This window comes from Arthrobacter sp. NQ4, assembly GCF_029077345.1.
Lineage (GTDB): Bacteria > Actinomycetota > Actinomycetes > Actinomycetales > Micrococcaceae > Arthrobacter.
On record NZ_JARETC010000003.1, the window covers coordinates 319,739 to 345,558 of the forward strand.

26 protein-coding genes are annotated in these 25,820 nt (G+C 66.6%); 14 read left to right on the forward strand and 12 right to left on the reverse strand.

Annotated elements, in window-relative coordinates; genetic code table 11:
- Positions 1–153: 153 nt before the first annotated feature.
- The 4 genes from PUN51_RS07825 to manA are packed head-to-tail and all read left to right on the forward strand — an operon-like array spanning position 154 to position 4,878.
- Complete coding sequence (locus tag PUN51_RS07825; protein ID WP_224025459.1) at positions 154–1,350, forward strand: 5-(carboxyamino)imidazole ribonucleotide synthase; 1,197 nt, start codon at positions 154–156, stop codon at positions 1,348–1,350.
- Positions 1,347–1,931 carry a 5-(carboxyamino)imidazole ribonucleotide mutase gene (gene purE / locus PUN51_RS07830; RefSeq protein WP_159632521.1) on the forward strand — a complete coding sequence of 195 codons (585 nt, stop codon included), beginning with the start codon at positions 1,347–1,349 and terminating at the stop codon, positions 1,929–1,931. The genes PUN51_RS07825 and purE overlap by 4 nt, the downstream gene beginning before the upstream one ends.
- 10 nt (positions 1,932–1,941) lie before the next feature.
- Positions 1,942–3,591, forward strand: a complete 1,650-nt coding sequence (locus tag PUN51_RS07835) for an LCP family protein (RefSeq protein WP_275180409.1) — start codon at positions 1,942–1,944, stop codon at positions 3,589–3,591.
- Between the two features lie 42 nt (positions 3,592–3,633).
- On the forward strand, positions 3,634–4,878 hold the full coding sequence (gene manA / locus PUN51_RS07840; RefSeq protein ID WP_275180410.1) for a mannose-6-phosphate isomerase, class I: 1,245 nt from the start codon (positions 3,634–3,636) through the stop codon (positions 4,876–4,878).
- Between the two features lie 95 nt (positions 4,879–4,973).
- Here manA and PUN51_RS07845 read toward each other — a convergent pair whose 3' ends face one another.
- Together PUN51_RS07845 and glpX are read right to left on the reverse strand one after the other, a co-directional pair.
- Positions 4,974–6,029, reverse strand: a complete 1,056-nt coding sequence (locus PUN51_RS07845; RefSeq protein ID WP_275180411.1) for a lipid II:glycine glycyltransferase FemX — start codon at positions 6,027–6,029, stop codon at positions 4,974–4,976.
- An 89-nt stretch (positions 6,030–6,118) separates the two neighbouring features.
- Entirely contained in the window at positions 6,119–7,141 is a 1,023-nt protein-coding gene (glpX, locus tag PUN51_RS07850) for a class II fructose-bisphosphatase (RefSeq protein WP_200830737.1), read from the reverse strand.
- A gap of 224 nt (positions 7,142–7,365) precedes the next feature.
- Here glpX and PUN51_RS07855 point away from each other — a divergent pair, with 224 nt between their 5' ends.
- The 5 genes from PUN51_RS07855 (at position 7,366) to PUN51_RS07875 (ending at position 12,686) form a co-directional block, all read left to right on the forward strand.
- A complete protein-coding gene (locus tag PUN51_RS07855; RefSeq protein ID WP_224027291.1) occupies positions 7,366–8,046 on the forward strand; it encodes a DUF4245 domain-containing protein in 681 nt (226 codons plus the stop codon).
- 10 nt (positions 8,047–8,056) lie between these two features.
- Positions 8,057–8,671: a carbonic anhydrase gene (locus tag PUN51_RS07860; protein ID WP_159632526.1), complete on the forward strand. Its 615-nt coding sequence runs from the start codon at positions 8,057–8,059 to the stop codon at positions 8,669–8,671.
- 87 nt (positions 8,672–8,758) lie between these two features.
- On the forward strand, positions 8,759–10,186 hold the full coding sequence (locus PUN51_RS07865; protein ID WP_159632527.1) for a class II fumarate hydratase: 1,428 nt from the start codon (positions 8,759–8,761) through the stop codon (positions 10,184–10,186).
- Between the two features lie 149 nt (positions 10,187–10,335).
- Positions 10,336–11,004 carry a TetR/AcrR family transcriptional regulator gene (locus tag PUN51_RS07870; protein ID WP_275180412.1) on the forward strand — a complete coding sequence of 223 codons (669 nt, stop codon included), beginning with the start codon at positions 10,336–10,338 and terminating at the stop codon, positions 11,002–11,004.
- On the forward strand, positions 11,001–12,686 hold the full coding sequence (locus PUN51_RS07875) for an MDR family MFS transporter (protein WP_275180413.1): 1,686 nt from the start codon (positions 11,001–11,003) through the stop codon (positions 12,684–12,686). Before PUN51_RS07870 ends, PUN51_RS07875 begins: the two co-directional genes overlap by 4 nt.
- 18 nt (positions 12,687–12,704) lie before the next feature.
- On the opposite strand, the gene PUN51_RS07880 is transcribed toward PUN51_RS07875, so the two are convergent.
- A complete protein-coding gene (locus PUN51_RS07880; protein WP_159632530.1) occupies positions 12,705–13,175 on the reverse strand; it encodes an NUDIX hydrolase in 471 nt (156 codons plus the stop codon).
- Between the two features lie 40 nt (positions 13,176–13,215).
- Positions 13,216–13,761, reverse strand: a complete 546-nt coding sequence (locus tag PUN51_RS07885) for a prepilin peptidase (protein ID WP_275180414.1) — start codon at positions 13,759–13,761, stop codon at positions 13,216–13,218.
- 60 nt (positions 13,762–13,821) lie between these two features.
- Here PUN51_RS07885 and PUN51_RS07890 point away from each other — a divergent pair, with 60 nt between their 5' ends.
- Together PUN51_RS07890 and PUN51_RS07895 are read left to right on the forward strand one after the other, a co-directional pair.
- A complete protein-coding gene (locus PUN51_RS07890) occupies positions 13,822–14,616 on the forward strand; it encodes a hypothetical protein (protein ID WP_275180415.1) in 795 nt (264 codons plus the stop codon).
- Positions 14,617–14,658: 42 nt separating this feature from the next.
- Positions 14,659–15,306, forward strand: coding sequence for a GNAT family N-acetyltransferase (locus PUN51_RS07895; RefSeq protein WP_275180416.1), 648 nt, complete (start codon positions 14,659–14,661; stop codon positions 15,304–15,306).
- 229 nt (positions 15,307–15,535) lie between these two features.
- Here the strand turns inward: PUN51_RS07895 and PUN51_RS07900 are convergent, their stop codons facing one another.
- Together PUN51_RS07900 and PUN51_RS07905 are read right to left on the reverse strand one after the other, a co-directional pair.
- Entirely contained in the window at positions 15,536–16,954 is a 1,419-nt protein-coding gene (locus PUN51_RS07900) for a PhoH family protein (RefSeq protein ID WP_159632534.1), read from the reverse strand.
- Between the two features lie 239 nt (positions 16,955–17,193).
- Positions 17,194–17,955, reverse strand: coding sequence for an isoprenyl transferase (locus tag PUN51_RS07905; RefSeq protein WP_159635666.1), 762 nt, complete (start codon positions 17,953–17,955; stop codon positions 17,194–17,196).
- 148 nt (positions 17,956–18,103) lie between these two features.
- Between PUN51_RS07905 and trhA the strand changes: the two genes are divergently transcribed.
- Positions 18,104–18,847, forward strand: a complete 744-nt coding sequence (gene trhA, locus PUN51_RS07910) for a PAQR family membrane homeostasis protein TrhA (protein WP_374114922.1) — start codon at positions 18,104–18,106, stop codon at positions 18,845–18,847.
- Positions 18,848–18,871: 24 nt separating this feature from the next.
- Here trhA and PUN51_RS07915 read toward each other — a convergent pair whose 3' ends face one another.
- Together PUN51_RS07915 and mca are read right to left on the reverse strand one after the other, a co-directional pair.
- Positions 18,872–19,213 carry a hypothetical protein gene (locus PUN51_RS07915; RefSeq protein ID WP_275180417.1) on the reverse strand — a complete coding sequence of 114 codons (342 nt, stop codon included), beginning with the start codon at positions 19,211–19,213 and terminating at the stop codon, positions 18,872–18,874.
- A 97-nt stretch (positions 19,214–19,310) separates the two neighbouring features.
- The gene (gene mca / locus PUN51_RS07920; RefSeq protein ID WP_275180418.1) at positions 19,311–20,216 is read right to left on the reverse strand and encodes a mycothiol conjugate amidase Mca; all 906 of its coding nucleotides are present in this window, start codon (positions 20,214–20,216) and stop codon (positions 19,311–19,313) included.
- Between the two features lie 132 nt (positions 20,217–20,348).
- On the opposite strand from mca, the gene PUN51_RS07925 reads away from it, so the two are divergent.
- Together PUN51_RS07925 and greA are read left to right on the forward strand one after the other, a co-directional pair.
- Entirely contained in the window at positions 20,349–20,807 is a 459-nt protein-coding gene (locus PUN51_RS07925) for a DUF4307 domain-containing protein (RefSeq protein ID WP_159632537.1), read from the forward strand.
- A 151-nt stretch (positions 20,808–20,958) separates the two neighbouring features.
- Positions 20,959–21,453 (forward strand): transcription elongation factor GreA, encoded by a 495-nt coding sequence (greA, locus tag PUN51_RS07930; RefSeq protein ID WP_159632538.1) that lies wholly within the window; start codon positions 20,959–20,961, stop codon positions 21,451–21,453.
- Between the two features lie 120 nt (positions 21,454–21,573).
- Here the strand turns inward: greA and PUN51_RS07935 are convergent, their stop codons facing one another.
- The 4 genes from PUN51_RS07935 to PUN51_RS07950 are packed head-to-tail and all read right to left on the reverse strand — an operon-like array spanning position 21,574 to position 25,792.
- On the reverse strand, positions 21,574–22,203 hold the full coding sequence (locus PUN51_RS07935) for a rhomboid family intramembrane serine protease (protein ID WP_159632539.1): 630 nt from the start codon (positions 22,201–22,203) through the stop codon (positions 21,574–21,576).
- Between the two features lie 8 nt (positions 22,204–22,211).
- On the reverse strand, positions 22,212–23,450 hold the full coding sequence (ilvA, locus tag PUN51_RS07940) for a threonine ammonia-lyase (protein WP_275180419.1): 1,239 nt from the start codon (positions 23,448–23,450) through the stop codon (positions 22,212–22,214).
- 3 nt (positions 23,451–23,453) lie between these two features.
- Positions 23,454–24,800, reverse strand: coding sequence for an AI-2E family transporter (locus PUN51_RS07945; RefSeq protein WP_275180420.1), 1,347 nt, complete (start codon positions 24,798–24,800; stop codon positions 23,454–23,456).
- Between the two features lie 35 nt (positions 24,801–24,835).
- Positions 24,836–25,792, reverse strand: a complete 957-nt coding sequence (locus PUN51_RS07950; RefSeq protein ID WP_275180421.1) for an aldose 1-epimerase family protein — start codon at positions 25,790–25,792, stop codon at positions 24,836–24,838.
- Between the last annotated feature and the right edge of the window lie 28 nt (positions 25,793–25,820).

Consider the following 25,820-nt stretch of genomic DNA (forward strand, 5'->3'; position numbering starts at 1 on the left):
ACTGTGGGCCACTCGGCCAAAGGTCCATTTTAGCCCCCAAAGCTTTGAGCCGCCCCGCAGAAGCAGGTGACCTATGTCCTGCCCGTGGAAAATACCGTTCACCCGCCGGGACGTAAAAGCGGGATCGGGCCCGTCTTCGGTAGGCTGGCAGATGTGACTTTTCCAGTGATAGGCGTGGTTGGCGGCGGCCAGCTCGCGCGAATGATGGCCCCTGCCGCTACAGCACTCGGCTTTGAACTGCGTGTCCTCGCCGAAGGCGAGGACGTTTCGGCAGTGTCGGCCGTCCCCGCCACACCGGTGGGCGATTACAAGGACCTGCAGACACTCCTGGACTTCGCAGAAGGCCTGGATGTCATGACGTTCGACCACGAGCACGTGCCGACGGACCACCTCCGCGCCCTGCAGGATGCCGGAGTCAACGTCCAGCCCGGACCGGATGCCCTGGTCCATGCCCAGGACAAGCTGGTCATGCGGGCCGCCATCGACCGGCTGGAACTGCCCAATCCCGCGTGGGCGTCCGTGGCGGACGTTGACGCGCTGGTCCGCTTCGGCGACGAAACAGGCTGGCCCGTAGTGCTGAAAACCCCCCGCGGCGGCTACGACGGCAAGGGTGTGCGGATCGTCGCCTCAGCGGAAGAGGCCGCGGAAGCCGCCGACTGGTTTGCCGCCATGAGTCCCCTGCTGGCCGAGGCGAAGGTCGAGTTCACCCGCGAACTCTCCGCCCTCGTGGCCCGCACCCCCGATGGCGAGGCCCGCGCCTGGCCCGTGGTCCACACCATCCAGGTGGACGGCGTCTGCGACGAGGTGATCGCACCCGCGCTGGACATCCCGCTGGAGGTTGCTGCCGCAGCTGAGGACGCAGCATTGCGCATCGCCGCCGAGCTTGACGTCACCGGCGTCCTTGCCGTGGAACTGTTCGAAACCCCGGGCACGGGGGCCGGCTTCCTGATCAACGAACTGGCCATGCGCCCACACAACACCGGCCACTGGACCCAGGACGGTTCCATCACCAGCCAGTTCGAACAGCACCTCCGCGCAGTCCTGAACCTGCCGTTGGGTGCCACCGACGCGCTGGCACCCGTAACCGTGATGAAGAACTTCCTGGGCGGAGACAACCAGGACCTGTACTCCGCCTACCCCATGGCGCTGGCCACCGAACCCGCTGCCAAGGTGCACTGCTACGGCAAGTCGGTGCGGCCCGGGCGCAAGATCGGCCACGTCAACCTGATGGGCAGTTCGACGACGGAAGTGGACTCCGTCCGCCGCCGGGCCACGGCCGTGGCGGGCATCATCCGCGACGGGCGGGTTACCACCGAAGAACCTTCCGCAATTTTCGAGGAGAACGCATGAGCGCCGAAGCCACCCCCGCCGCCGGTTCCGCCGCGGGCCCCCTGGTGGGCCTGGTCATGGGCTCCGACTCTGACTGGCCGGTCATGGAGGCTGCGGCGGACGCCCTGGCCGAATTCGGCATCCCCTTTGAAGCGGACGTCGTCTCCGCCCACCGGATGCCCACCGAGATGATCCGGTACGGCCAAACCGCGCACGAGCGCGGGCTGCGCGTCATCATCGCCGGTGCCGGCGGCGCGGCCCACCTGCCGGGCATGCTTGCCAGTGTCACGCCCCTGCCGGTGATCGGGGTTCCCGTTCCCCTGAAGACCCTCGACGGGATGGACTCCCTGCTCTCCATCGTCCAGATGCCGGCAGGCGTGCCCGTGGCCACGGTCTCCATCGCCGGTGCCCGCAACGCAGGGCTCCTGGCCGTGCGGATGCTGGCGTCCGGCACTGATGAACTTGCCGCGTCCCTGCGCTCCGATCTCCTCGACTTCGCCGCGGACCTGAACGCCGTCGCCACCCGCAAGGGCGCGAACCTGCGGCAGAAAGTCAGCGAAGTCTTCCCCGGCGGCTCCAGCGCCCTTCGGGGCAGCCGTTAGGGCGCCGGGCATGGCCAGCAGCAGCAGCGTTCTCAATACCGGCTCCGGTCCGTCACTGACGGACCCGGTCCGCTATCCGGTCAGCGCTTCTCCCGCGGTCAGGACCAAGCGTGCCTTCGTCCTGGTCCTGCTGACCCTCCTGGTACCGGGCAGCGCCCAACTCGTGGCAGGCGACAGGAAGCTGGGACGGACGGCCCTGCGCGTAACGCTCTGCGTGTGGGCACTCCTGCTGCTGGCAGTGGTTCTCTTGCTGGTCAACCGGAGCCTGGTCATCAGCATCGCCACCAACCCGGTCACCTCGCTGCTGCTGGTGGTGGTGATGTCCGCGCTGGCCCTCGGCTGGGCCCTCCTGTTCCTGAATACCCTGCGCCTCATCCGCCCTGTCCTGCTGGCACCGCGGGCCCGACCCGCCGTCGGCATAGCCCTGGTGGTGGCCCTGGTCCTGGGCAGTGGCTCCATGGGGTATGCCGCCTACCTGCTGAACGTAGGCCGCAACGCCATCGGCAACATCTTTTCGTCCGGTCCCGCCATCGAGCCGGTGGACGGGCGCTACAACTTCCTCATGATGGGCGGCGACGCCGGCGATGACCGCACGGGCCGCCGGCCGGACAGCCTGTCCATCCTGAGCGTGGACGCCCAAACGGGCCAGACCGCCATTATTTCCGTCCCCAGGAACTTCCAGAACGCGCAGTTCAGCGAAGACTCCCCCATGCGGGCCATCTATCCCGACGGCTACGACTGCGGCGACGAGTGCCTGATCAACGCCATCAACACCGAGGTCACCAACGAGCACGCGGACCTCTATCCCGGTGTGGCGGACCCCGGAGCGCAGGCAACCATGGAAGCCGTTTCCGGAACGCTGGGCATGAAAATCCAGGCTTACGTGCTTGTTGACATGGAGGGGTTCTCCACCCTGATCGACGCCATGGGCGGCATCCGGATCAAGGCCGGCGGCTGGGTTCCCATGAGCGGCTACTTCGACGAGGCCACCAAGACCCACGGGATGCCCCTCGGGTGGATTCCGGCCGGAGACCAGACGCTCAACGGCGCCCAGGCCCTCTGGTACGGACGCTCGCGCGAGTACGTGGACGACTACTCCCGCATCCAGCGCCAGCAGTGCGTGCAGGAGGCAATGCTGAAACAGCTTGACCCAGCCACCCTGCTGTCCAAGTTCGAGGACATCGCCGGCGCGGGAACCCAGGTGGTGGAGTCAAACATCTCTTCCGCCCAGCTGGGCAGTTTCCTGGACCTCGCGATCAAGGCGCGGGGCAAGGACGTCAAACGGCTGACCATCGGCCCTCCGGACTTCGATGCGTCGTTCTCCACGAACCCCGACTTCGACCAGATCCACGAACGGGTGGACCAACTGCTGGCATCCGCATCCGCCAAGGGTGCACAGTCGGCAGGAATTCCCGACGACGGCACGGCAGTTCCGCAGGCAGGCGCCGGACACGTCCAGGCGGCCGGGGCTGTCCCCGCCACCCTGCCCGCCGCGGGCAGTGCTGCCCGGCAGCCCTCGCCGTCGGACTTCACGCCGGTGACCACCACACCCGACGGCGAGCCGATCACCGAAGAGATGCTGACCCAGCTCAAGCTGGAGGGCAACGAGGAGGCCATCCGCCAACTCGTAGCCACCAACGGTCAGTGCGCCCCGCTCTAGGGCCCACCCATCAGCTCCCACCCATCAAGGAACGGAACGGTTTTGTACGAGATTGACAACGTCCTGCGGGACTACGCCTGGGGTTCGACGACGGCGATCGCGTCGCTGCTGGGCCGTCCCGAGTCGGGGCGCCCGGAGGCCGAACTGTGGATCGGCGCGCACCCTGACTCGCCGTCCGTGGCGCACCTGCCGGAGGACGGGACCCGGAGCCCGCTGGATTCCCTGATCTCCTCCGACCCCGAACATTTCCTGGGCGCGGAATCCGTGGCGGCCTTCGGCCCCCGGCTGCCGTTCCTGGCCAAGATCCTTGCGGCCGCGCAGCCGCTCTCCCTCCAGGTCCACCCGAGCCTGGACCAGGCCCGGGAAGGATTCGCCCGGGAAAACGCAGCCGGGCTGGATGCCCATGCCCCCAACCGGAACTACAAGGATGACAACCACAAGCCCGAGATGATCTTCGCGCTCACGCCGTTCGAGGCATTGTGCGGATTCCGGCCGGCGGCCGAGACCCGAAAGATCCTGCAGCACGTTGCGGCTGCCTTCCCCGCGGGCGGCCAGTCCCCGGAGCTGGTCCAGGCCCTGATCGAGGATCTTGCCGCCCCGGATGAAAGCGCAGGACTGCGCCGGGCCTTTGAACGGCTGATCGCCGGCGGCCAGGGCGTGGCAGAGGACACCGCCCTGGTGGTGGCAGCCCTCCTGTCCGGGGCACCGCTTGAGCCCTACCAGGCCGAGCTGGGCACTGTCATCAGCCTCAACGAAAAGTATCCCGGCGATCCCGGCGTGCTGATCTCACTGCTGCTGAACCGGATCTCCCTGAAGCCCGGTGAGGCGGTCTACCTTCCCGCCGGAAACGTGCACGCCTACCTGCACGGGCTGGGTGTGGAGGTCATGGCGTCCTCCGACAACGTCCTGCGCGGCGGCCTGACGCCCAAATTCGTGGACGTCCGGGAACTCCTGAACACCATCGATTTCCATCCTGTGGCTGTTCCGATGCTCGGCGCGGAAAAGACGGTGATGGACCAGGAACTGTTCCGTCCGCCGTTCGGGGAGTTCCAGCTGCAGCGCATCGAACTGGGGCAGGACGCCGCTCCGGTCCCGCTGGCGCAGGCAGGCGCGGCAGTTGTCATTGTGGTGGCCGGCGCCGTCTACCTCGACTCCCCCAAGGGCGACCTGGAACTCGCACAGGGCGGCAGCGCGTTCATCGCCGCGGCCGAGGCACCGGTCAACGTCCACCGGGTAGCCGGCAGCACCGGGCCTGCGCTGGCCTTCGCCGTGACCACCGGCCTCTAGCACTTCCGGCAGCCCGCAACAGCAAAAGGGCGGCTGCGGCACTTTCGTAAGTGCCGCAGCCGCCCTTTTTTGCGTTGCCCGGGTTAGCCCTGCGGCTAGCTGCCCGGACGCAGTTTCCGGACCAACGGGCCGACCTGCCCGGCGGCGCCTTTCAGCAGCCGGCGCGCCTGCTGGAGGCCCTTGCGGGCGAGCGGCATGGCCTTCGAGTAGGCGGGATAGAACGGCGACAGCGGCCTTTCCCACGTTCCCATGAGCATGTTCTCGTGCTTGGCGAACTGCTTCTTGAAATCGGAAATGCCGTCGTTCAGGAGGCCGTTGAAGTCGTAGCGGCTGCAACCGTCTTCCCGCATGGCCTGCAGCGCGGCCCACTTCACGCCGTAGTTCACCCGCTGTTTCTGGCCTTCGGCGGAGACGCCGCCGTAGAGCTCGAAGGCGGTGGCGCCGCTGCGCGAAAGCCAGGTGAAGGCAAGCATCTGCTCGCCATCGAACGCGGCGATGATCGGTGAGGAGTCGCCGAGGTTCCGGAAGATGTCCCGGTAGTACTGGTCCTCGTGGATGCCGAAGCCTGCCCGCTCGGCAGTCTGGTGGTAGATGGCCAGCACCTGGTCCAGCTCGGAATCGTTTTTGACCTTGCGGAATTCAACGTCGCTGCGCATGGCCTTGCGGATGTTGGCCCGCGTGGACTTGGACATCTCGGCCATCAGCTCGTCGTCGGAGCGGCTGAGGTCCAGGATGAGCGTGCGCGGAATGAGGACGGTGTTGGTCGATTCGCGGAAGCCCGCGGCGGCCACGGCACCGGTGAATGCGGAATCCCGGTCCCAGTCCGGTTCGATGCTGAGGGCCACGCCCCGGTGACGGAGGGCGGCGTGCTCGGCCAGCCGGTTCAGGACCACCTGCGCGTTCTCCACTGAGCACATGGGTCCCCGGGGAATGTAGACCAGGGCACGGAAGGGGACGGGCAGCCGGCGGACCAGGAGCTGGGCACAGCCGATGGTTTCGTCCCCGGCCTTGACCAGGACCCGGTCAACGGCCCAGCCGTGGGCGGCCTTGGTCTCGCCCCAGCCCCACAGCTGTTGCGGATGCCCCTGGAACCGGTCAACGTGCTCGTCCCAGAGGGCGCGGTCAGTACAGGGCACAACAGCAGGAATCATGGCTTAAACCCTATACCAAGGCCTTAACGCCAAAGCCCCCGGCGCGTGTGTGGCGCACCGGGGGCTTTGCAGTCAGCAGGACCTGGCGGTCAATTCTTGCGGGCGTAGCCTTCCCACTTGCTGGCCTGGTGCTCGCCCTCCACGAAGCGGATGGTTCCGGACTTGGAACGCATCACGATGGACTGGGTGAGGACCTTGTCCTTGGAGTAGCGCACGCCCTTGAGCAGGTCGCCGTCCGTGATGCCGGTGGCGGCGAAGTAGCAGTTGTCGCTGGAAACGAGGTCGTTGGTGGACAGCACCCGTTCGAGATCGTGCCCGGCGTCGATGGCCTTCTGCTTCTCTTCGTCGCTGGTGGGCCACAGGCGGCCCTGGATGACGCCGCCCAGGGACTTGATGGCACAGGCTGCCACGATGCCCTCAGGGGTGCCGCCGATGCCCATGAGCGCGTCCACGCCGGTGCCGGAGCGGGCCGCGGCAATGGCGCCGGCGACGTCGCCGTCCATGATGAATTTGGTGCGGGCACCGGCTTCGCGGATCTCCTCCACCAGCGGGCGGTGGCGGTCGCGGTCGAGGATCATGACGTTGAGCTGGTTGACTTTCACGCCCTTGGCCTTGGCGATCAGGTGCAGGTTCTGCTTGACCGGCAGGCGCAGGTCCACCATGTCTGCGGCCTCGGGGCCGGTGACGAGCTTTTCCATGTAGAACACGGCGGAGGGATCGAACATGGAGCCACGCTCGGCAACAGCCAGGACGGCCAGCGCGTTGTTGATGCCCAGGGCGGTCAGGCGGGTTCCGTCGATCGGGTCGACGGCGACGTCCACCTCGGGGCCGGTGCCGTCGCCAACGCGCTCACCGTTGAACAGCATGGGTGCTTCGTCCTTCTCGCCCTCGCCGATGACCACGACGCCGTTGAAGTGGACGGTCTGCAGGAAGGAACGCATGGCGTCGACGGCGGCGCCGTCGGCGGTGTTCTTGTCACCGAAGCCAACCCAGTGGCCGCCGGCGATGGCCGCGGCTTCGGTGACGCGGACAAGTTCAAGGGCAAGGTTGCGGTCCGGCTCGTCGTGGCCCACCGCAAGGGACGGCGAAATTGTGGAGTACTTCTGGGTCATGGACGCTGGTGACACGTGAACCTCTTCTTCGAGTGGCGATCATTGAACCCGCCCGCCGGTGCAGCAGAACGGTGATTCCTCTGTTATCGATCATAGTCGTGGCGCCGCGCTGGGGGTGGCCCGTGACGCAACCCCGAAATGTGCCTGGCCGCCGGCCGGGGCACGCGGACCAGCCCGAATGGAACTCCGGCTCCGGGATGGGCGACTATAGAGGGGTGAATGACATGCAGGAAGCCACCAGTCCCAGCTCCGGCCCGGCACAGCCCGATGGCCGTCCCGGCGCCGCGGGCAACAGTGCCGGCACCCCGGTGAAGCCCGTCATTCCGGCGGCCGCGGCCAAGCGCGCCAATGCTTCGGTGATCGGCATGATCATTGCCCTGGTGCTCAGCATCGCGGCGTTCCTGCCCGTTGTCCTCATGAATCCGCAGCCCAAGAGCGAGGGGTACCGCCCGGACATCGATGTGGCGTCGGTGGCCCGGAACGCGGCAGATGTGGCGGGATTCACACCCGTGGCACCGGACACCGGCAACGCGTTCCGGGCAAATTACGCCCGGTGGGAAGCGGGGACGGGCAGCGGGGTGCCTACCTGGGAGGTCGGCTACGTGACTCCCAAGACGTCCTTCATCGCTTTGGTGCAGACCACGCAGGCCAACCCCACCTGGCTGCTCCAGCAGACCAAGAACGCTCCCGTTACCGGCTCGCGGAATGCCGGTGGCCGGGATTGGGAACTGCGGGACACCGGCAAGGGCGAAAAGTCTATGGTCCTGAACTACCGCGGCAGCACCGTTGTCCTCTCCGGCGCAGCGCAGCTGGAGGAATTCTCAACCCTCGCGGCCGCCGTCGTCACTTCTCTTGACGCCAACCCCGCCGTCACAGTTTCCCCTTCCGCCACTGCCGCGCCTTAACGTAGTAAGCATGGCTACTAACCTGACCCCTGCACTGGCCTGGCGCCGCCTGCGCGAAGGCAACGAACGTTTCGTAAACGGCGAATCCTCCCATCCCAACCAGAACGCTTCACGGCGCTCGGAACTGGTCGAGACGCAAAATCCCTTCGCCGTTATCTTCGGCTGCTCCGACTCCCGGCTCGCTGCCGAAATTATCTTCGACGTCGGCCTCGGCGACGTCTTCGTGGTCCGCACCGCCGGACAGGTGATTGACGACGCTGTCCTGGGCTCCCTGGAATACAGCGTCGCGGTGCTGGGGGTGCCGCTGATTGTGGTCCTTGGGCACGACAGCTGCGGCGCCGTAACCGCCACCCGGGACGCCGTGGAGACCGGTGAAATGCCCGCAGGCTTCATCCGCGACCTCGTGGAACGCATTACGCCTTCCGTCCTGACGTCCCTGCGGAACAACCAGCCCGAGGTCAACGACATGGTGGTGGAGAACGTCAAGCAGATGTCCCATCGCCTTGCGGACAGCTCGCGTGTGATTTCCACCGCAATCGAGGAGGGCCGGACCGCGGTCATCGGCCTGTCGTACCGTCTGGCAGAGGGCCGCGCCGACCTTGTTTCCGGAATCGGCGAGCTCTAGGAACCCTGCGCCGGCGGCCCAGCGGGCCGCCGGCGATGCTCCCTTAACGGTTTTCGATGGGGCGCCCGGGAGCCATAAGCTAGCCCCATGACTTCCACTGAAGAGTTCCGCATTGAACATGACACGATGGGCGAAGTCCGCGTCCCCGTGAACGCACTGTACCGCGCGCAGACGCAGCGGGCAGTAGAGAATTTCCCCATCTCCGGCAAGACCCTGGAGCGCACCCACATCGAGGCGCTGGCACGGGTCAAGAAGGCTGCCGCCCAGGCCAACGCTGAACTGGGCGTGCTCGACGGCGAGCTGGCCAAGGCGATTGCAGACGCTGCCGATGAGGTGGCTGCCGGCAAGTACGACGGCGACTTCCCGATCGACGTTTTCCAGACCGGCTCCGGCACGTCCTCGAACATGAACACCAACGAGGTCCTGGCAGAGCTGGCCACGCGTGCGCTGAAGGCCGCAGGCAGCGACAAGGTGGTCCACCCCAACGACCACGTCAACGCCTCGCAGTCCTCCAACGACGTGTTCCCCACGTCCGTGCACGTTGCCGCCACGTCCGCGCTGATCAACGACCTCATTCCCGCCCTGGGCTACCTGGCAGAGTCGCTGGAGCGCAAGGCCGTTGAATTCAAGGACGTCGTCAAGTCCGGGCGCACCCACCTCATGGACGCCACCCCGGTCACCCTGGGCCAGGAGTTCGGCGGCTACGCGGCGCAGGTCCGCTACGGCATCGAGCGCATCAACGCCTCGCTCCCCCGCGTGGCTGAGGTGCCCCTGGGCGGCACCGCCGTGGGCACCGGCATCAACACCCCCGCCGGCTTCCCCGAGCGCGTCATCGAGCTGCTCGCCACGGACACCGGCCTGCCGCTGACCGAAGCACGCGACCACTTTGAGGCCCAGGCCAACCGCGACGGCCTGATCGAAGCGTCCAGCCAGCTGCGCAACATCGCCATCTCGTTCATGAAGATCAACAACGACCTTCGCTGGATGGGTTCGGGCCCCAACACCGGCCTGGGCGAAATCGCCATCCCCGACCTGCAGCCCGGCTCCTCGATCATGCCCGGCAAGGTGAACCCGGTCATCTGTGAGGCCTCCATCATGGTGGCCGCCCAGGTCATCGGCAACGACACCGCCATCGCCTGGTCCGGCACCAACGGCGCCTTCGAACTTAACGTCGGCATCCCGGTCATGGCCGCCAACCTGCTGGAGTCCATCCGCCTGCTGGCCAACACCAGCCGCGTCATGGCGGACAAGATGATTGACGGCATCACCGCCAACGTGGAGCGCGCCCGCTTCCTGGCCGAGGCTTCCCCGTCCATCGTCACCCCGCTGAACAAGTACATCGGCTACGAGAACGCCGCCAAGATCGCCAAGACCGCCGTCAAGGAGGGCCTGACCATCCGCCAGGCCACCGAGAAGCTCGGCTTCGTCGGAGAGGGCGACGGCAAGGTCTCCGAAGCTGATCTCGACAAAGCCTTGGACGTCACCACCATGACGGCCCCGGCCCACAAGGCCTGACAAGCCAAACAAGGCCCAACAGGCCAAAACGTCCGACGGCGGCCGGCACCTTTCGCACGAAAGGCGCCGGCCGCCGTCGTACTTTAAGGCAACTGCAGGTCGGCAACTGAAGTTTGCACTCCAGATGTTTTAGTGCAAAAATTTACTTTGTGACTGATAGTGCAACTTCTGACAGCCTGCGTGAGCGCAAGCGCGCGGCCACCCGCAGCTCCATCACCTCGGCTGCCCGGACCCTGACGGCTGAACGCGGACTCAACGGATATACCGTGGAGGAAGTGTGCGAGGCCGCGGGCATCTCCCGCCGGACCTTCTTCAACTACTTCCCCACCAAGGAAGACGCCATCATCGGCCACGCGGACGACGACATCCCGTCCGACGTCATCGAGGAGTTCGTTGCCGGCGGAGCCGGATCACCGGCAGGACAGATCTCCCCCACCCTCTTCCGGGACCTGGTGACACTCTCCCTGCGCCTGGCCGAAGACATGTCGGCCTCGGAGGAAGACACCCGGCAGCTCATCGGGGTGGTCCGCAAGGAACCGCAGCTCATCCTCAGGATCATCGGCGTCACGGAGCAGCGCGAGGCCCAGTTCGCCCGGGACGTTGCCCGGCGTGAAGGAGTAGCCGCCGACCACCCGGTGGTGCAGATGGCCGTGGTCCTGCTCAGCACCATCGCGCGCAAAAGCAGCATGGCCTACTTCTCCGACGGCAACACCCGCAGCTACCCGGACCTGCTGCTGGAGAACATTTCCGCCGCCAGCATCCTGTTTTCACAACCGTTCAACACCACTGACACCACCGCAGCAGAAGGACAATCATGAGTACCGCCACCACCAAGGCGCCGGCAGGGCCCCTGCTGTTGACGCAAAAACGCATCTGGATCATCTTCTCCGCGCTGATCGCCGGAATGCTGCTGTCAAGCCTGGACCAGACCATTGTCTCCACGGCCATGCCCACCATCGTGGGCAAGCTTGGCGGGGTGGAGCACCAGGCCTGGATCACCACCGCCTACCTGCTGGCCACCACCATCGTGATGCCGATCTACGGTAAGTTCGGTGACATCCTGGGCCGCCGCAACCTGTTCCTGATGGCCATCGCGCTCTTCACGCTCGCGTCGGTGGGTTGCGCCCTGGCCACCGATTTCTGGGGATTCGTCATCTTCCGCGCCGTTCAGGGCCTGGGCGGCGGCGGGCTCATGATCCTCTCCCAGGCGATCATCGCCGACATCGTTCCCGCCAAGGAGCGCGGCAAGTACATGGGCCCGCTCGGTGCCATCTTCGGCCTCTCGGCCGTGGCCGGCCCGCTGCTGGGCGGCTTTTTCGTGGACCACCTCACCTGGGAATGGGCCTTCTACATCAACATCCCGGTTGGCCTGGCCGCCTTCGCCATCGCCTGGTTCGCCCTGACCCTGCCCAACAAGAAGGCGGAAAAGCGGATCGACGTCCTGGGCGTCGTCCTGCTGTCCGCCGCCACCACGTGCCTGATCTTCTTCACCGACTTTGGCGGCAAGAAGGACGAGGGCTGGGATTCGCCCCTCACCTGGGCGTTTGGTGCGGGGCTGCTCGTGTCCGCGGCAGCCTTCATCATGGTGGAGCGGCGCGCCGAGGACCCCATCATCCCGCTGAGCCTGTTCCGGAACCGGATCTTCATCAACGCCACGGCCATCGGCTTCACCCTTGGCCTGGGCATGTTCTCCGCCATCGCGTTCGTCCCCACGTTCCTGCAGATGTCCTCCGGCACGTCCGCCGCAGAGTCCGGGCTCCTCATGCTCCCCATGATGGCCGGGCTCATGGGCACCTCCATCTACTCGGGCATCCGGATCTCCAAGACCGGAAAGTACAAGATGTTCCCCATCCTGGGCGCCGTCTTCACCATGGCCGCCATGCTCTGGATGACCACCCTTGCCGCCAGCACCCCCATCTGGGTCATCTGCCTGCAGCTGTTCGTCTTCGGCGCCGGCCTGGGCCTGATCATGCAGGTGGTGGTCCTGGTGGTCCAGAACTCCGTACCGGCCGACCAGATCGGCACCGCCACCAGCACCAACAACTACTTCCGCGAAGTGGGGGCCGCCATGGGCGTGGCCGTGTTCGGCTCGATCTTTACCACCCGGTTGTCCGAGGCCCTCACCAGCGCCTTTACCGGCGCTGGCGCCTCCGCCGAGCAGGCCGGGCAGTCCACGCGGACCCTGGATCCGCAGGCACTCAGCCAACTCCCGGAACAGCTGCGCGACGCCATCGTGAACGCCTATGCCGATTCCCTGGCGCCCGTGTTCTGGTACCTGCTCCCCTTCATAGCCGTCGCCCTGCTGCTGGCCCTCACGCTGAAGCAGATCCCGTTGTCCGACACCGCCGGTATGGTGGCCCGCGGTGAGGCCGTGGGCGGCGAGGAGGCAGAGCGGCTCGCCGCCGGGCTTCCCGCCGCCGCCGCCGAGGACGCGGAAGCCGGACGTAACGGGGACGTTGTGAAGGACGACGACGGCGAGCTGGTTTCCCAGGGCCGCTGACCGCCGTCGCGGCAGCCTTTAGGGCTCGAAGTGGACGGCTGCGGAAGGTGCCAGCGCCTGGCGGATGCTGGTGAGGTGCCCGGGCATCAGGTCGGGAAGGTCATCAAGGGTAAACCAGCCGACAGCCAGGGATTCGTCATCATTGACCCTGGCTTCGCCGGAGACGTAGCGGCACAGGAACACGACGTCCAGGAATTCGCAGACGTCACCGTTGGGATACGTGACCGGCCCCACAGCGCCAACCGACACCACGCGCTCTGCCTCGGCCACCACAGCCGTTTCCTCGAAGATCTCACGGATCAGCCCGCGGGCCGGCTGCTCGCCGGGGTCCAGCATGCCGCTGACCAGCGCCCACTGGCCGTTGTCCGCCCGCTGGGCCAGCAGGATCCGGCCGGCGTCATCCACCACCACGCCCCGCACACCGGGAACCCAGATGGGATCGTTACCGATCTTCTTGCGGAGCTTCAGGACGTATTCGGGTGCAGGCACAGCGCCAGCCTATCCAATCACCAAGCGGACGCCCCGCCGCTCAGGCGGGAAGCAGCATGGCGGCTGCGGCCCCGGCGAGCATGAACGGCCCGAACGGGATGGACGATTTCAAAGTCCCCCGCCGGGCTGCAAGAAGGGCTACGGACCACAGGCCGCCCAGCAGGAAGGCCAGGAAGGTCCCCGCGAACAGGTGTCCCCAGCTGAGATAGCCGAGGTACATGCCCAGCACTCCTGCGAGTTTGACGTCGCCGAACCCCATGCCCGGCGGGTACACAAAGCGGAGGACGAAGTAGAACAGCCACAGGATCCCGGCTCCGGCCACCACGCGGAGGGCAGGGGCCGACAGGATCCCAGTGGTGTCACCGGCCGCCGAAAGTGGGCTGGCCCAGGCAACGGCGGCTGCCGCCAGCAAAAGCACGCCGGCCACCGCATAGGACGGAAAGACGATCCGGTTGGGCAAAAGGTGGTACCGGACGTCGATGATGGTCAGCCGCACCGCCATCACCGCAAAGTAGAGGCAGGCCGCCAGCACCAGCCAGAAGGCAAGCGGGGTGTGCTGCCAGAGTTCACCGAGTCGTCCGATCACCCCTCGGATGCTACTGGATCCACCCATTCCCGCCGTAGCGCCCCCGCGTAAAATGTGGATATGTCGACCTGGGACTCCCGGCGCAGCCCGGTTCCGGAATCACCTGCCTCCCCGGCGGACCTGGCCGCCATGTTCCGGAACCTCTGCCGCTCCTCCCCTTGGAAGTGGCAGTCAATGCGGTTTGAGTACTGGGACCAGGCCTTTGCGTCGGCCCCCGCCCCGGGCGCCCCGTTCGTCCGCGCCTGGCTGCGCCGTCCGGGCGCGCTCCGCCTGGAAAGCCCCGAGCGCCTTGTCCTGCACAGCACCACGGGCATCAATGATTCCCGCGACGTCTTCTATGTCAGCGCCACGCGCAAGTCCTGGCTCCTCCCCCCGCACCTGGTCACCCCAGTCTATGACGACGCCGGGCTGGTACGCCGCCGCCCCGAGGCCGCCTACGGCGAGCCCGGATTCGGCAACGGCCGCTTCTCGGCTGCGCTGGACCCCGTGGAGCTCGCAGGCAACGCCCCGGTGCCCATCGAGTTTCCCGGCAGCAACGCGCTGGACATCCGGGAGGCGCGGTATTCCGGGCACGAGGGCCGGCCCGTCATTGAAGCGGTGGTAGTCCCCAACGCCGCCTACCGCCCCGCCGATCCTGCCACTCCCCTGTGCCTGCCCGGCCGGTCCCTGCTGCGCGTAGACGTGGGGACCGGTGTCTGTGTGTCCAGCCAGTCGCTGGAACCGGAAACGGAAGGGTATGGCCACTGGATCCGGATCATCGCCGTGGACGAGTACATGCTGGATGACCTGTTCCTGGCCCAGTCCATGAACCTCACCGACGTCCGCCGGCACATCAGCTGGGACATTCCCGCCTGAACGTGACAGGTCCTCCCGGTCCCGGTCGGCTAGGCTTCGCGGATGACGACGATGAGCTCCATCTGGCCCCTGTTCGACCTCAGGCTGAGCACGCCCCGGCTGGAGCTCCGGCCCATCACCGACCAGGACATCCCGGCGGCTGTCGACGCCGCCCGCAGCGGAATCCACGAGCCCGCCAGGAACCCGTTCAGCACGCCGTGGACCGAGCTGCCCGGCGACGAGCTGGGCCCCAACATGGCCCGCTGGTACTGGCGCTGCCGCGGGGAGTTCACGCCGGAGCACTGGACGCTGCTCCTGGGCATCTGGCACGAAGGCCAGTTCATCGGGTGCCAGGACGTTGGTGCCAAGGACTTCGCGGTGCTGAAGACTGTCACCACCGGCTCCTGGCTCAAAAAGTCAGTCCAGGGCCGGGGACTGGGCACGGAGATGCGTGCCGCCGTCGTCCTGTGGGCCTTTGACTGGCTCGGCGCGGAGGTCGCGGAGTCGGAGGCCGCCGCGTGGAACAGCGCCTCCCTGGGCGTCTCCCGTTCCCTGGGCTACGAACTGAACGGCACCAGCCGCAAAGCCTGGGGCACCAAGGTCGAAACACTCCAGCACGTCCGCCTCACCCCGGACACGTTCAAACGCCCCGAGTGGTCCCTCCAGGTCGAGGGCCAGGAGGCGGTGGCAAAGTTCCTCGATGTGCGATGAGTGCCTGTCCTTGGCTGGGTACGCGGGGCCACGGTCCTTCTCCGTCGCTTAGACACAGCGCATAGGGCTACCTTCGGTCGCTGGGCGACCTACGGTTGCCGATGCGCCGCGATGCGCTCCTACGAGAAGGCCCGTAACCCCGCTTGTGCGTAGGGCAGCCTTCCGGCAGCGTGCGTCAAAGGCGAGGAACGAGCCAGCACGCAGAGGAAGGGTGCCCCACGCACCCCCGTTAGCCCTCCAGGAGTTCCGTCACCAGGGCCGCGATCGGTGAACGTTCCGAGCGGGTCAGCGTGATGTGGCCGAAGAGCGGGTGTCCTTTCAGGGTTTCGACGACGGCGGCGATTCCGTCGTGGCGCCCCACGCGGAGGTTGTCACGCTGGGCGACGTCGTGGGTGAGCACGATCTTGGAGTTCTGGCCCATGCGGCTCATAACGGTGAGGAGGACGTTCTTTTCGAGGGACTGGGCCTCGTCGACGATCACGAAGGCATCGTGGAGGGAACGTCCGCGGATGTGGGTGAGGGGCATGACCTCGAGCATGCCCCGGTCCATGACCTCTTCCACTACTTCCTGGCTGACCAGGGCGCCCAGGGTGTCAAAGACTGCCTGCGCCCAGGGGTTCATCTTCTCGGACTCCGACCCCGGCAGGTAGCCGAGTTCCTGGCCGCCCACCGCGAAGAGGGGCCGGAAGACGATCACTTTGCGGTGTTCGCGGCGTTCCAGCACAGCCTCGAGGCCCGCGCAGAGGGCCAGTGCCGACTTGCCGGTGCCGGCGCGTCCGCCGATGGATACGATGCCCACGCCCGGGTCCATCAGCATGTCGATGGCCAGCCGCTGTTCGGCGGAACGGCCGTGGAGGCCGAACACGTCACGGTCGCCCTTGACCAGGCGGACCTGCTTGTCGGCGCCCACCCGGCCCAGTGCGGAACCACGGTTGGAGAGCAGCACCAGCCCGGTGTTGACGGGCAGTTCCGCGGCGGCGGGGATGAAGACGGGTTCGTGGCCGTAGAGGGTGGCGATGTCCTGTTCGTCCGCCTCGACTTCGGCAACGCCGGTCCAGCCGGAGTCCTTGACCAGTTCGTTGCGGTACTCGTCGGCGGTTAGCCCCATGGCGGAGGCTTTGACGCGCATGGGCAGGTCCTTGGAGACCACCGTGACGTTGCGCCCCTCGTTGGCCAGGTTCTTGGCGACGGCGAGGATGCGGCTGTCATTGTCCCCGCTGCGGAAGCCCAGCGGGAGCACCTCTGCGGAGATGTGGTTCAGTTCCACCATGAGGGTGCCGCCCTCATCCCCGATGGGAAGGGGCTGGTTCAGGCCGCCATGCTTGACCCGGAGGTCGTCCAGGAGCCGCAGGGCGTTCCGGGCGAAATAACCCAGTTCCGGATCGTGCCGTTTGGCTTCGAGTTCGGTGATGACCACGACGGGGACCACCACCTCATGTTCGGCGAACCGCAGGAGTGCCCGCGGGTCGGAGAGCAGGACGGAGGTGTCAATGACGAAGGTGTGGATGTCGGCTTCCCTTCCGGAGACAGCAAAACCGGCCGCAGCATCAGTTGCTGCGCCGGTCACAGAGGTGGCTCGCTCGGCGCGAGAGGTAGCTTTTCCGCCCTGTCCAACCAGGACCTCGGGCAGTTGTTCAGAAGTAGCCACATCGACTCCAGCCCCGGGCGCCAGCCCGGAATTGTTAGTGGTGAGGCGGCTCGGCCACGAGGCCGGATCCGGCCTCCCATACACCCGGTGCGATGTTTCGCTCCATGTACTGGCCTCCCCGATCAGCCGGCGGTTTTGCCTGCTGATGGATATAACGTAAATCCACTCCGGGTGATTTCCGCAACTATTTGGCGGCGATTTCTCCGGCGGACGTATGAACTCGTGATGAACCGCGGGTTTCAGGTGCCGAAGCGCCGCTGCCGCCCGGCGTAGTCCCGCAGGGCGCGGAGGAAGTCGACCTTCCGGAAGGCGGGCCACAGGGCCTCGCAAAAGTAGAACTCGCTGTAGGCGCTCTGCCACATCAGGAAGCCGGAGAGGCGCTGCTCCCCCGACGTCCTGATTACCAGGTCCGGATCCGGCTGGCCCCGCGTGTACAGGTACCGGGAGATGTCGTCGACGCACAGGTCATCGGCAAGCTTGGAAATATCCATGCCCTTGGCGACGGCGTCATGCAGGAGTTCACGGACGGCGTCGACAATCTCCCTGCGGCCCCCGTACCCCACCGCCACATTGACGTGGATCTTTTCCCGCACAGGAGTCCTGGCCGTGAGTTTGTTCAGCCGCTCAGCCAGGTAGTCCGGAAGCAGTTCAGGGGCACCCATGGCATGCACGGAGATGTTCGCGTCTTCATCCAGCCGGTCCAGGGTGTTGGCGATGATCCCCATCAGGAGGTCCAGTTCCTCGCTGGAGCGGTTCATGTTGTCCGTGGAGAGCATGTACAGCGTCACCACCTTGACCCCGAGCTCCTGGCACCAGCCCAGGAATTCGTGGATCTTGTCCGCTCCCGCCTGGTGGCCCTGGGCAGTGGGGGCATTGAACTGCTTGGCCCAGCGCCGGTTTCCGTCCACCATGACACCTATGTGCCGGGGAATGCGGTCGCGCGGGAGGTCCTTGAGCAGCCGGCGCTCGTAATAGCCATAGAGGAACCCGGGCAACTCCACGCGTCCACTCACCTGACTTTCCTGCCGTACGTACATCCACATCCTAGGCTACCGCCCGGGACGCCCCGGGACGGGCAGGACCTCAGGACCGGACCCAAAGGGATGTTACTGAGCGGTAACTTACCGGCCCGTAAGTTATTCTGGTGCCATGAACAGCGACTCCCCGCAGGCCTCCCCGGCACCCCGGCCCGAGGACCGAAACCCCGGCCCGGATCCGGAGTCCAGCGCGGTGGATGATGCCGCGGTCCGCCTGGCGGAACTACTGATGATCAAGCCCAAGTGGCGCGGCTGGATCCACACCGTCACGGCCCCGCTGGCCCTTGCCGCAGGGATCATCCTGGTTGTCCTCGCACCCACGCTTGACCGCCGGGTCACCTCTGCCATCTACGCTGCCACCGGCGTTCTGCTGTTCGGTGTCAGCGCCGTCTACCATCGCGGCAACTGGTCCCCGCGGGTCAAGCTCGTCCTGAAGCGGCTGGACCATACGAACATCATGCTGGTGATCGCCGGCACGTACACACCGCTGGCATGGACCCTGTTGGAACGACAGCAGGCAGTGGTGCTCCTGTGGGTCATCTGGGCCGGGGCCATCCTCGGAGTGCTGTTCCGGCTGCTCTGGACTGATGCGCCGCGCTGGCTCTACGTGCCGATCTACATCGCGCTGGGCTGCGGCGCGCTGTTCTACCTGCCGCAGTTCTTCCAGGCCAGCATTCCGGCAGCTGTGCTGATCTGCGTGGGTGGCGTCCTCTACATCACGGGCGCTGTCTTCTACGCCCTCAAGAAGCCCAACTTCAGCTACCACCACTTCGGTTTCCACGAACTGTTCCACGCGTTCACCGTGTTTGCCTTCGCGGCCCACTTCGTGGCGATCGCGCTGGCGGTCCTTGCCTAAAGCCGCCCCGGCGGCGGGACCCTCTTATTCGCGGGGCCGCGGAAGCCCGTCTGCCGGGCCGTTTCCGTTGTCGTCCGGCGCTGCCTGGCGGGTGCCGTCGTCGAGCCCGTCCTGGGCGTCTGCGGCGTCCACGTCTGCCGCGGCAGCGGCGGCCAGGCGTTCCTCCTCCACCTGGGCGCGGTAGCGGACCCTGCGGATCCGCCGCACCATGTCCACAATGAGCAGGGCGGTGGCCACAACGAAGAAGGCCGTCATGATAAACCCCAGAAGGCCCGGCGTTACCTGGTCCTCGGATATTCCGTCCCGGAGCGTCGGAGTGGGCAGCGGGCTCGGCGTGGTGGTGAGGCTGAGGAGCAGAGAATGCACGGTTAATACCTTCTGGTGGAACGGATGCAGCAGGATGCGGACGGAACGGCCCGTCGCCGCACCTGTCTTCTACGCAAGATAGAAATGGCCTGCCTGTCTATCTTAGCCCGGCGAACAGGTCCTTCTCGGGGAGCTCGGACGGCACCCGGGAGTGGATCAGGGAGTAATCTTCCCAGGGCCAGACCCGGCGCTGCATGTCCGGGGAAACCGCGAAGAAGAACCCCAGCGGGTCCACCTGCGTGCGGTGGGCGCGCAGTGCGTCGTCGCGCATTTCGAAGAAGTCGCCGCAGTCCACCTGGGTGGTGGTGGGGTGCGCGGCAGGAGGTGGCGTGTGCCCCTCCGCATCGGACTCCAGCCACGCAGCCAGGCGCTCGGCATACGGGGACTGCAGACCCGCCTCTTCGAGCGCGAAGTGCAGTGCCCGGAACCTCTCCGGGCTGAAGGCACGGTCGTAATAGAGCTTGCTGGGCTCCCAGGCCTCCCCCGCGTCCGGGTAACGTTCCGGATCCCCCGCTGCCTCGAACGCTTCCACGGCTACCCGGTGGGCCATGATGTGGTCCGGGTGGGGGTAGCCGCCGTTCTCGTCATAACTGAGGATGACGTGCGGCTTGAAGGACCGGACCAGCCGGACCAGGGGCGCGGCCGCCTGCTGCAGGGGCAGGGTGGCGAAGGAGCCGGCCGGAAGGGGCGGGAGCGGGTCACCCTCGGGGAGGCCGGAGTCCACAAAGCCCAGCCAGCGCTGGCGGATGCCCAGGATGGCGGCGGCCCGCTGCATCTCCAGCCTTCGCGCGCCGGCCATGTCCCGCTTGGGATGCGGCTCACCTTCAACTGCCGGGTTCTGGATGTCGCCGCGGGAGCCGTCCGTGCAGGTTGCCACCAGGACGTCCACGCCGGTGGATGCATACATGGCCATGGTCGCAGCACCCTTGCTGGATTCGTCATCCGGGTGGGCGTGGACCGCGAGCAGCCGGAGCGGCACCTGGGATTTGCTGGGCGCTGTCATGGAGGGGACGGCTCCTTAATTTTGTCTATCGCGGCTCTGGGGCAGCATACGGGTGGTGCGGCGGGCGCAGCGCCTTGCCGGCAGCTGGTGCCACCGCGAAAGCGCCGGCGGAAAGGGCACTAAACTGGTCTGGTGACTTCCCCGGACCAGCCGGCCCAATCCGCGCCCGCAGACACTAGCCTAGCCAATCGGTATGGTGCTAAAAAGCGCCGGCTCTCCCCCAGGGCCGCCCGGCTGGCCATCGGCGTCGCGCTGGCCGTGGGGATCGGGTTCCTGGCCTGGGTGACCACGTCCAATTCGCTCTCCGGGGTGACGTTCAAGGACGTGGGGTACAGCACCACCGATGCCACCCTCGCCGAGGTCGATTTCCAGGTGACCCGGGAACCGGCCAAGCCCGTCAAGTGCGCCGTGAAGGCGCTGGACGCCAAGTTTGCCGTGGTGGGCTGGAAGGTGGTGGACATCCCGCCGTCGGCGGCGGACTCAACGCCCGACGGCGGCAGGACAGTTGCCCAGCGCGTCACGTTGCGCACGGAGTCGGCGTCCGTGTCCGGAGTGGTGGACAGCTGCTGGATTCCCGGCGGGGAGTCCTAAGGGATGTGATGCGCGACGCTTGATTGTTGGGTTATCTCCAAGGGATTGACTACAATGGAGAGATACCTTTACCCCGCTGAGCTGGTTACTGTTCCACAAGTGGCCACCGTGGCGGGGTCTTTTGCATGTAAGACCACTAGAGGAGAAGTCCGTGTCTACCACCAACAGCGCATCTGCAGCCTGGCTTACCCAGGAAGCTTTTGACCGCCTGAAGGCAGAGCTGGACCACCTTTCCGGCGCAGGCCGGGCGGAGATCGTCCAGAAGATTGAAGCAGCGCGGCAAGAGGGGGACCTCAAGGAAAACGGGGGCTACCACGCGGCCAAGGAGGAGCAGGGCAAGATTGAAGCCCGCATCCGCCAGCTGACCGTCCTGCTCCGGGACGCCCATGTGGGTGAAGCGCCTGCCGATGACGGCATCGTTGAGCCCGGCATGCTCGTGGTTGCCAGGATCGCCGGGGATGAGGAGACCTTCCTGCTGGGATCGCGCGAAATCGCCGGCGACTCGGACCTGGATGTCTTCAGCGAGAAGTCGCCCCTTGGTGCGGCCATCCTGGGGCACAAGGAGGGCGAGACCCTCAGCTACGTTGCGCCGAACGGCAAGGACATCAAGGTGGAGATCCTCTCCGCCAAGCCCTACGCCGGGTAACGCCAGGACAAGCAGCAGGCCGGTCCGGCCAAAGCGGCGGCCGTCCCCACGGGGACGGCCGCCGCTTTTCTGTCTGCGCCGCAAGGACTGCCCGGGCGCGCCGCCGGGGAGGACCGGCGGTCAGGACTGGCGCGGGAGCGCAGGGAGGCGCGGACGAAGCAGCAGGGCCGCCACTACCCCGCCCGCGGCACCGCCCAGGTGCGCCTGCCAGCTGACGTAGCCTGCCACGAAGGGCAAGGCACCGAGCAGGATGCTCCCGTACCCCATGAAGAGGACCACCGCGAGCAGGATCTGCCGCCAGCTGCGGTTGAAGAAGCCACGCACCAGAAGGAACGCGAAGAGCCCGAAGACCAGGCCGGACGCGCCCACCGTGACGCCGTTGCCGATAAGCCAGACGGTGACCCCGCTGCCGAGCCAACTGAAGGCCAGCGCAGTGAGGAACACGCGGAGCCCCGAGAGGAACACGAGGAAGCCGAAGATGACCAGGGGCAGGCTGTTGGACAGCAGATGGTTCAGGTTGGCATGCAGGAGCGGGAAGGTGAAGATGTCCAGCAGCCCGTCAGCGCTCCTGGGCCGCAGGCCGAAGGTCCGCGTGAGGGCGCCCATCATCAGCGTGTTGACCACCTCGATGGCGAACAGCAGGGCCACGAAGCCGCCCAGAACCACCAGGCCGCCCTTGGCGCGCGCGGCGATGGTTTGCCGCGCCGGGCCGCCTCCGTTACCCGTCAGTCCGCTGCCCAGTCCGGCCATGGCCGCTCCTAGTGCACAACGATGGGCTGGAAGCCCTCGGCACGGAGGGCGCTGAGGACCTGTTCACCGTGCTGGTGGCCCTTGGTCTCCAGGTTCACGGTGATCGAGACATCGCCCATGCTGATGGATCCACCCACCCGGGTGTGGTCCAGGCCGGTGACGTTGGCATCATTTTCGGCGATGATGCGGGCAATGGTTGCCAGGGAGCCGGGGCGGTCATCAAGCATCATCCGAACGGTCATGTAGCGCCCTGCGGCGGAGAGGCCGCGCTGGATGACCTTGAGCATCAGCATGGGGTCGATGTTTCCGCCGGAGAGGACCACCACCGTGGAGCCCGGGTTCTCGATCTTGCCGTCCATGAGGGCGGCCACGCCCACTGCGCCGGCGGGTTCCACCACCATCTTGGCCCGCTCGAGCAGGAAGATCAGCGCGCGGGCCAGCGAGTCCTCGCTGACGGTGACCACGTCATCCACCAGCTCGCGGATGATGCTGAAAGGCAGCTGTCCGGGGCGTCCCACGGCAATGCCGTCCGCCATGGTGGAGACCCGCTTCAGCGGTACCAGGGCGTCAGCGGCAAGCGAGGGCGGGTACGCGGCGGCGTTCTCCGCCTGGACACCGATGATGCGGATCTCCCGGCCGAGTTCCCGTGCGCGGGCCGTGATGGCGACGGCGACTCCCGCCAGGAGCCCGCCGCCGCCCACGCCCATGAGGACGGTGTCGACGTTGGGGACCTGTTCAAGGATTTCCAGGCCTACGGTCCCCTGGCCCGCCACAACGTCCACATTGTCGAACGGATGGACGAAGACCATGCCGGTTTCATCGCTGTAGCGCTGGGCTTCAGCGAGCGCCTCGTCCACGTTGTGCCCGTGCAGGATGACTTCGGCACCATGGCTGCGGGTGGCGGCAAGCTTGGGCAGTGCTACGCCCAGCGGCATGTAGATCCGGGCCTTGATGCCAAGGCTTTTGGCGGCAACGGCAACGCCCTGTGCGTGGTTGCCGGCCGACGCCGCCACCACGCCCCGCTTTTTCTCTTCCGGCGAGAGCCGGGCCATCCGTACGTAGGCACCGCGGACCTTGAACGAGCCGGCGCGCTGCAGGTTTTCGCATTTGAAATGGACGTCGCCGCCCACCATGCCCCCCAGCGCCCGGGACGATTCCACGGGCGTGCGCGCAATGATCCCGTCAAGCAGCTTCTGCGCCTCAAGGACATCGTCCAGTGTGACGGGAAGGGTTTCAAGGATCTTCACGGACTACTCTCCTTTGGGTTCTGCCCCGCCGCCCTCCGGAGAGGCGGTGCGGGCATCACGGTGTTCGGATGAAGTGCCTGCCGCCCGGCCGTTCCCGGCGTCGGATGCAGACGGCGGCTCAACGTCCTCGATGGTGTTGTCCCCGCCCGCTCCGGCTGTGATGGGCCTTCCGGCAATAACCGGCACCTGTTCATGTTCCCACGTTCTGGCCGCAATGTAGCGAACGGCCGAGTTTGCTACGGCCAGGATGGGTACCGAGAACAGCGCCCCGGGGATGCCGGCGAGGTAGGAACCGGCCGCAACGCTGAGGATTACTGCCACCGGGTGGAGCGAGACTGCCTTGCCCATGACCAGGGGCTGCAGGATGTGGCCCTCGAGCTGCTGGACCAGCAGGACGATGCCCAGCATGATCAGGGCGTTGACGGGACCGTTGGCCACCAGTGCCAGCAGGACGGCAACGACGCCGGTCACCAGGGCGCCCACCACCGGGATGAAGGAGCCGAGGAAGACCAGCACGCCCAGGGGAAGCGCGAGCGGTACACCAATGATGGCGGCGCCGACGCCGATGCCCAGCGCATCGACAGCGGCGACGAACATCTGGATGCGCGCGTAGCTGACCATCGATGCCCAGCCTTTGTGGCCGGCGCCGAACGTGGCGGCCCGGGCTTTGCGGGGAAGCATCCTTACCAGGAAGGCCCAGATTCGGTCTCCCTCCAGGAGGAAGAATATGAGGATGAACAGCGAGAGGAGCATCCCGGCTGCGAAGTGTCCGGCGGTGCTCCCGAAGGACAGGGCGCCGCTGAGGATGCTGCTGCTGTTGTTCTGGAGGGCGTCGGTGGCTTCCTTGACGTACTGGTCAATCTGGGTGGCGGTCAGGTGCAGGGGCCCGGCGGACAGCCAGTCCTGGACCTGCCGGACGCCCTCAAGCGCCTGGGAATACAGTTCGCCGAAACCGACCACCAGTTGCCTGCCCACCAGGGCCAGTGCACCGGCGATGACGCCGATGAAGCCAAGGACTGTCACTGCGACGGCCAGACCCGCGGGAAGCCCCCGCCTCTTCAGCCATGCCGTGACCGGGCTGAGCAGTCCGGCGAGGAGTGCGGCCACCATGATGGGAATGATCAGGAGGGTGATGTGGCTAAGCAGCCACACCAGGGTTCCCGCCATCAGGAGGATCAGGCCGAGCCGCCATGACCAGGAAGCTGCGATGCGGATGCCGTACGGGATGTCCTTGTCCAGCTCACGGTCCGTCAGGACCCTCAGGGGTGCGGCCGCGGCCGGTGCCGGCGCGGGAGCCGGTTGGACCGGTGCTGTGTGGGCAAGGGTAACGTCGTCCTCTTTTGGCGTCATATCCCCATACTTCCCCAGCGGTGGCCCAATGCAAACTACCGTGCCGCGCCGGCTGCGTAGTCGATCCCCCATTCCATGCTGAAGGACTCCCCTGCAGGCAGCCACCGGAGGCCGTCACCGGAGTTGAATGCATTGGCCGGCCCCGTCATTGGCTCCACCGCCACGGCCCGGGTCCGGCCCGGATACACAGTGCTCACGAAGATGTGGACGTACCGGCAGGATTCGTCCTGCCAGAGCGACACAGCGCTGCCGTCACCGGCTGCAAGGGTGTGCCGGGCCACGCCGCCCTCAAACCGGAGGTCCGTCAGGGCCACATCCACTGCCAGGTCCACGACGTGCCGGCCGGAACGGAAGTCAACGTCCCCGTCGACCGGGGCCGAACTGCGCGGAATCAAGCGCTCATCGGTCACCAGACGGGTGTCGGCGGCAACGGTCAGCTTCAGTTCCTCGACCGGAGTGTCACCGACCCGCAGGTAGGGGTGCGCGCCGAGGACGAAAGGCGCTGCCGCCGTACCGTCATTGGTGAGGGTCTGCCGGACGCGCAGCCCGAGGTCCTCGGAAAGCTGGTAGTCCACCCGGTGCCGTACCAGAAAGGGATAGCCGTGCTGCGGGAAGACGACCGCTTCCAGCGCCACGGCGTGCGGGGACTCCCCCACCAGGGCATAGCCGGCGTTTCGAAGCAGGCCGTGGCTGGCGTTGTTGCGGGACACTTCCGTGATGTCCAGCTGCTGTTTCCTGCCGTCGAGGAACCATTGCCCGTCCTCCACCCTGTTGGCCCAGGGGGCGAGCGTGATGCCGGCGCCGCCCGGGGAGATCTCGTCGTCCCCATAAGTCTCGGTCAGCAGGACACCGCCACGGCTGAACAAGCGCAGCCCCGCGGCGAGCTCGGTGACTACGGCCAGGGCATCGCCCCGGCGCAGTTCGTATTGCCTGCCGGTGGCGCAGGTCCGGGTGGATGCAACAGAGGTTTCCTGTGGGGAAGAGGCAGTCATGGGGATTACCGTACAACGGGCGGTGCCT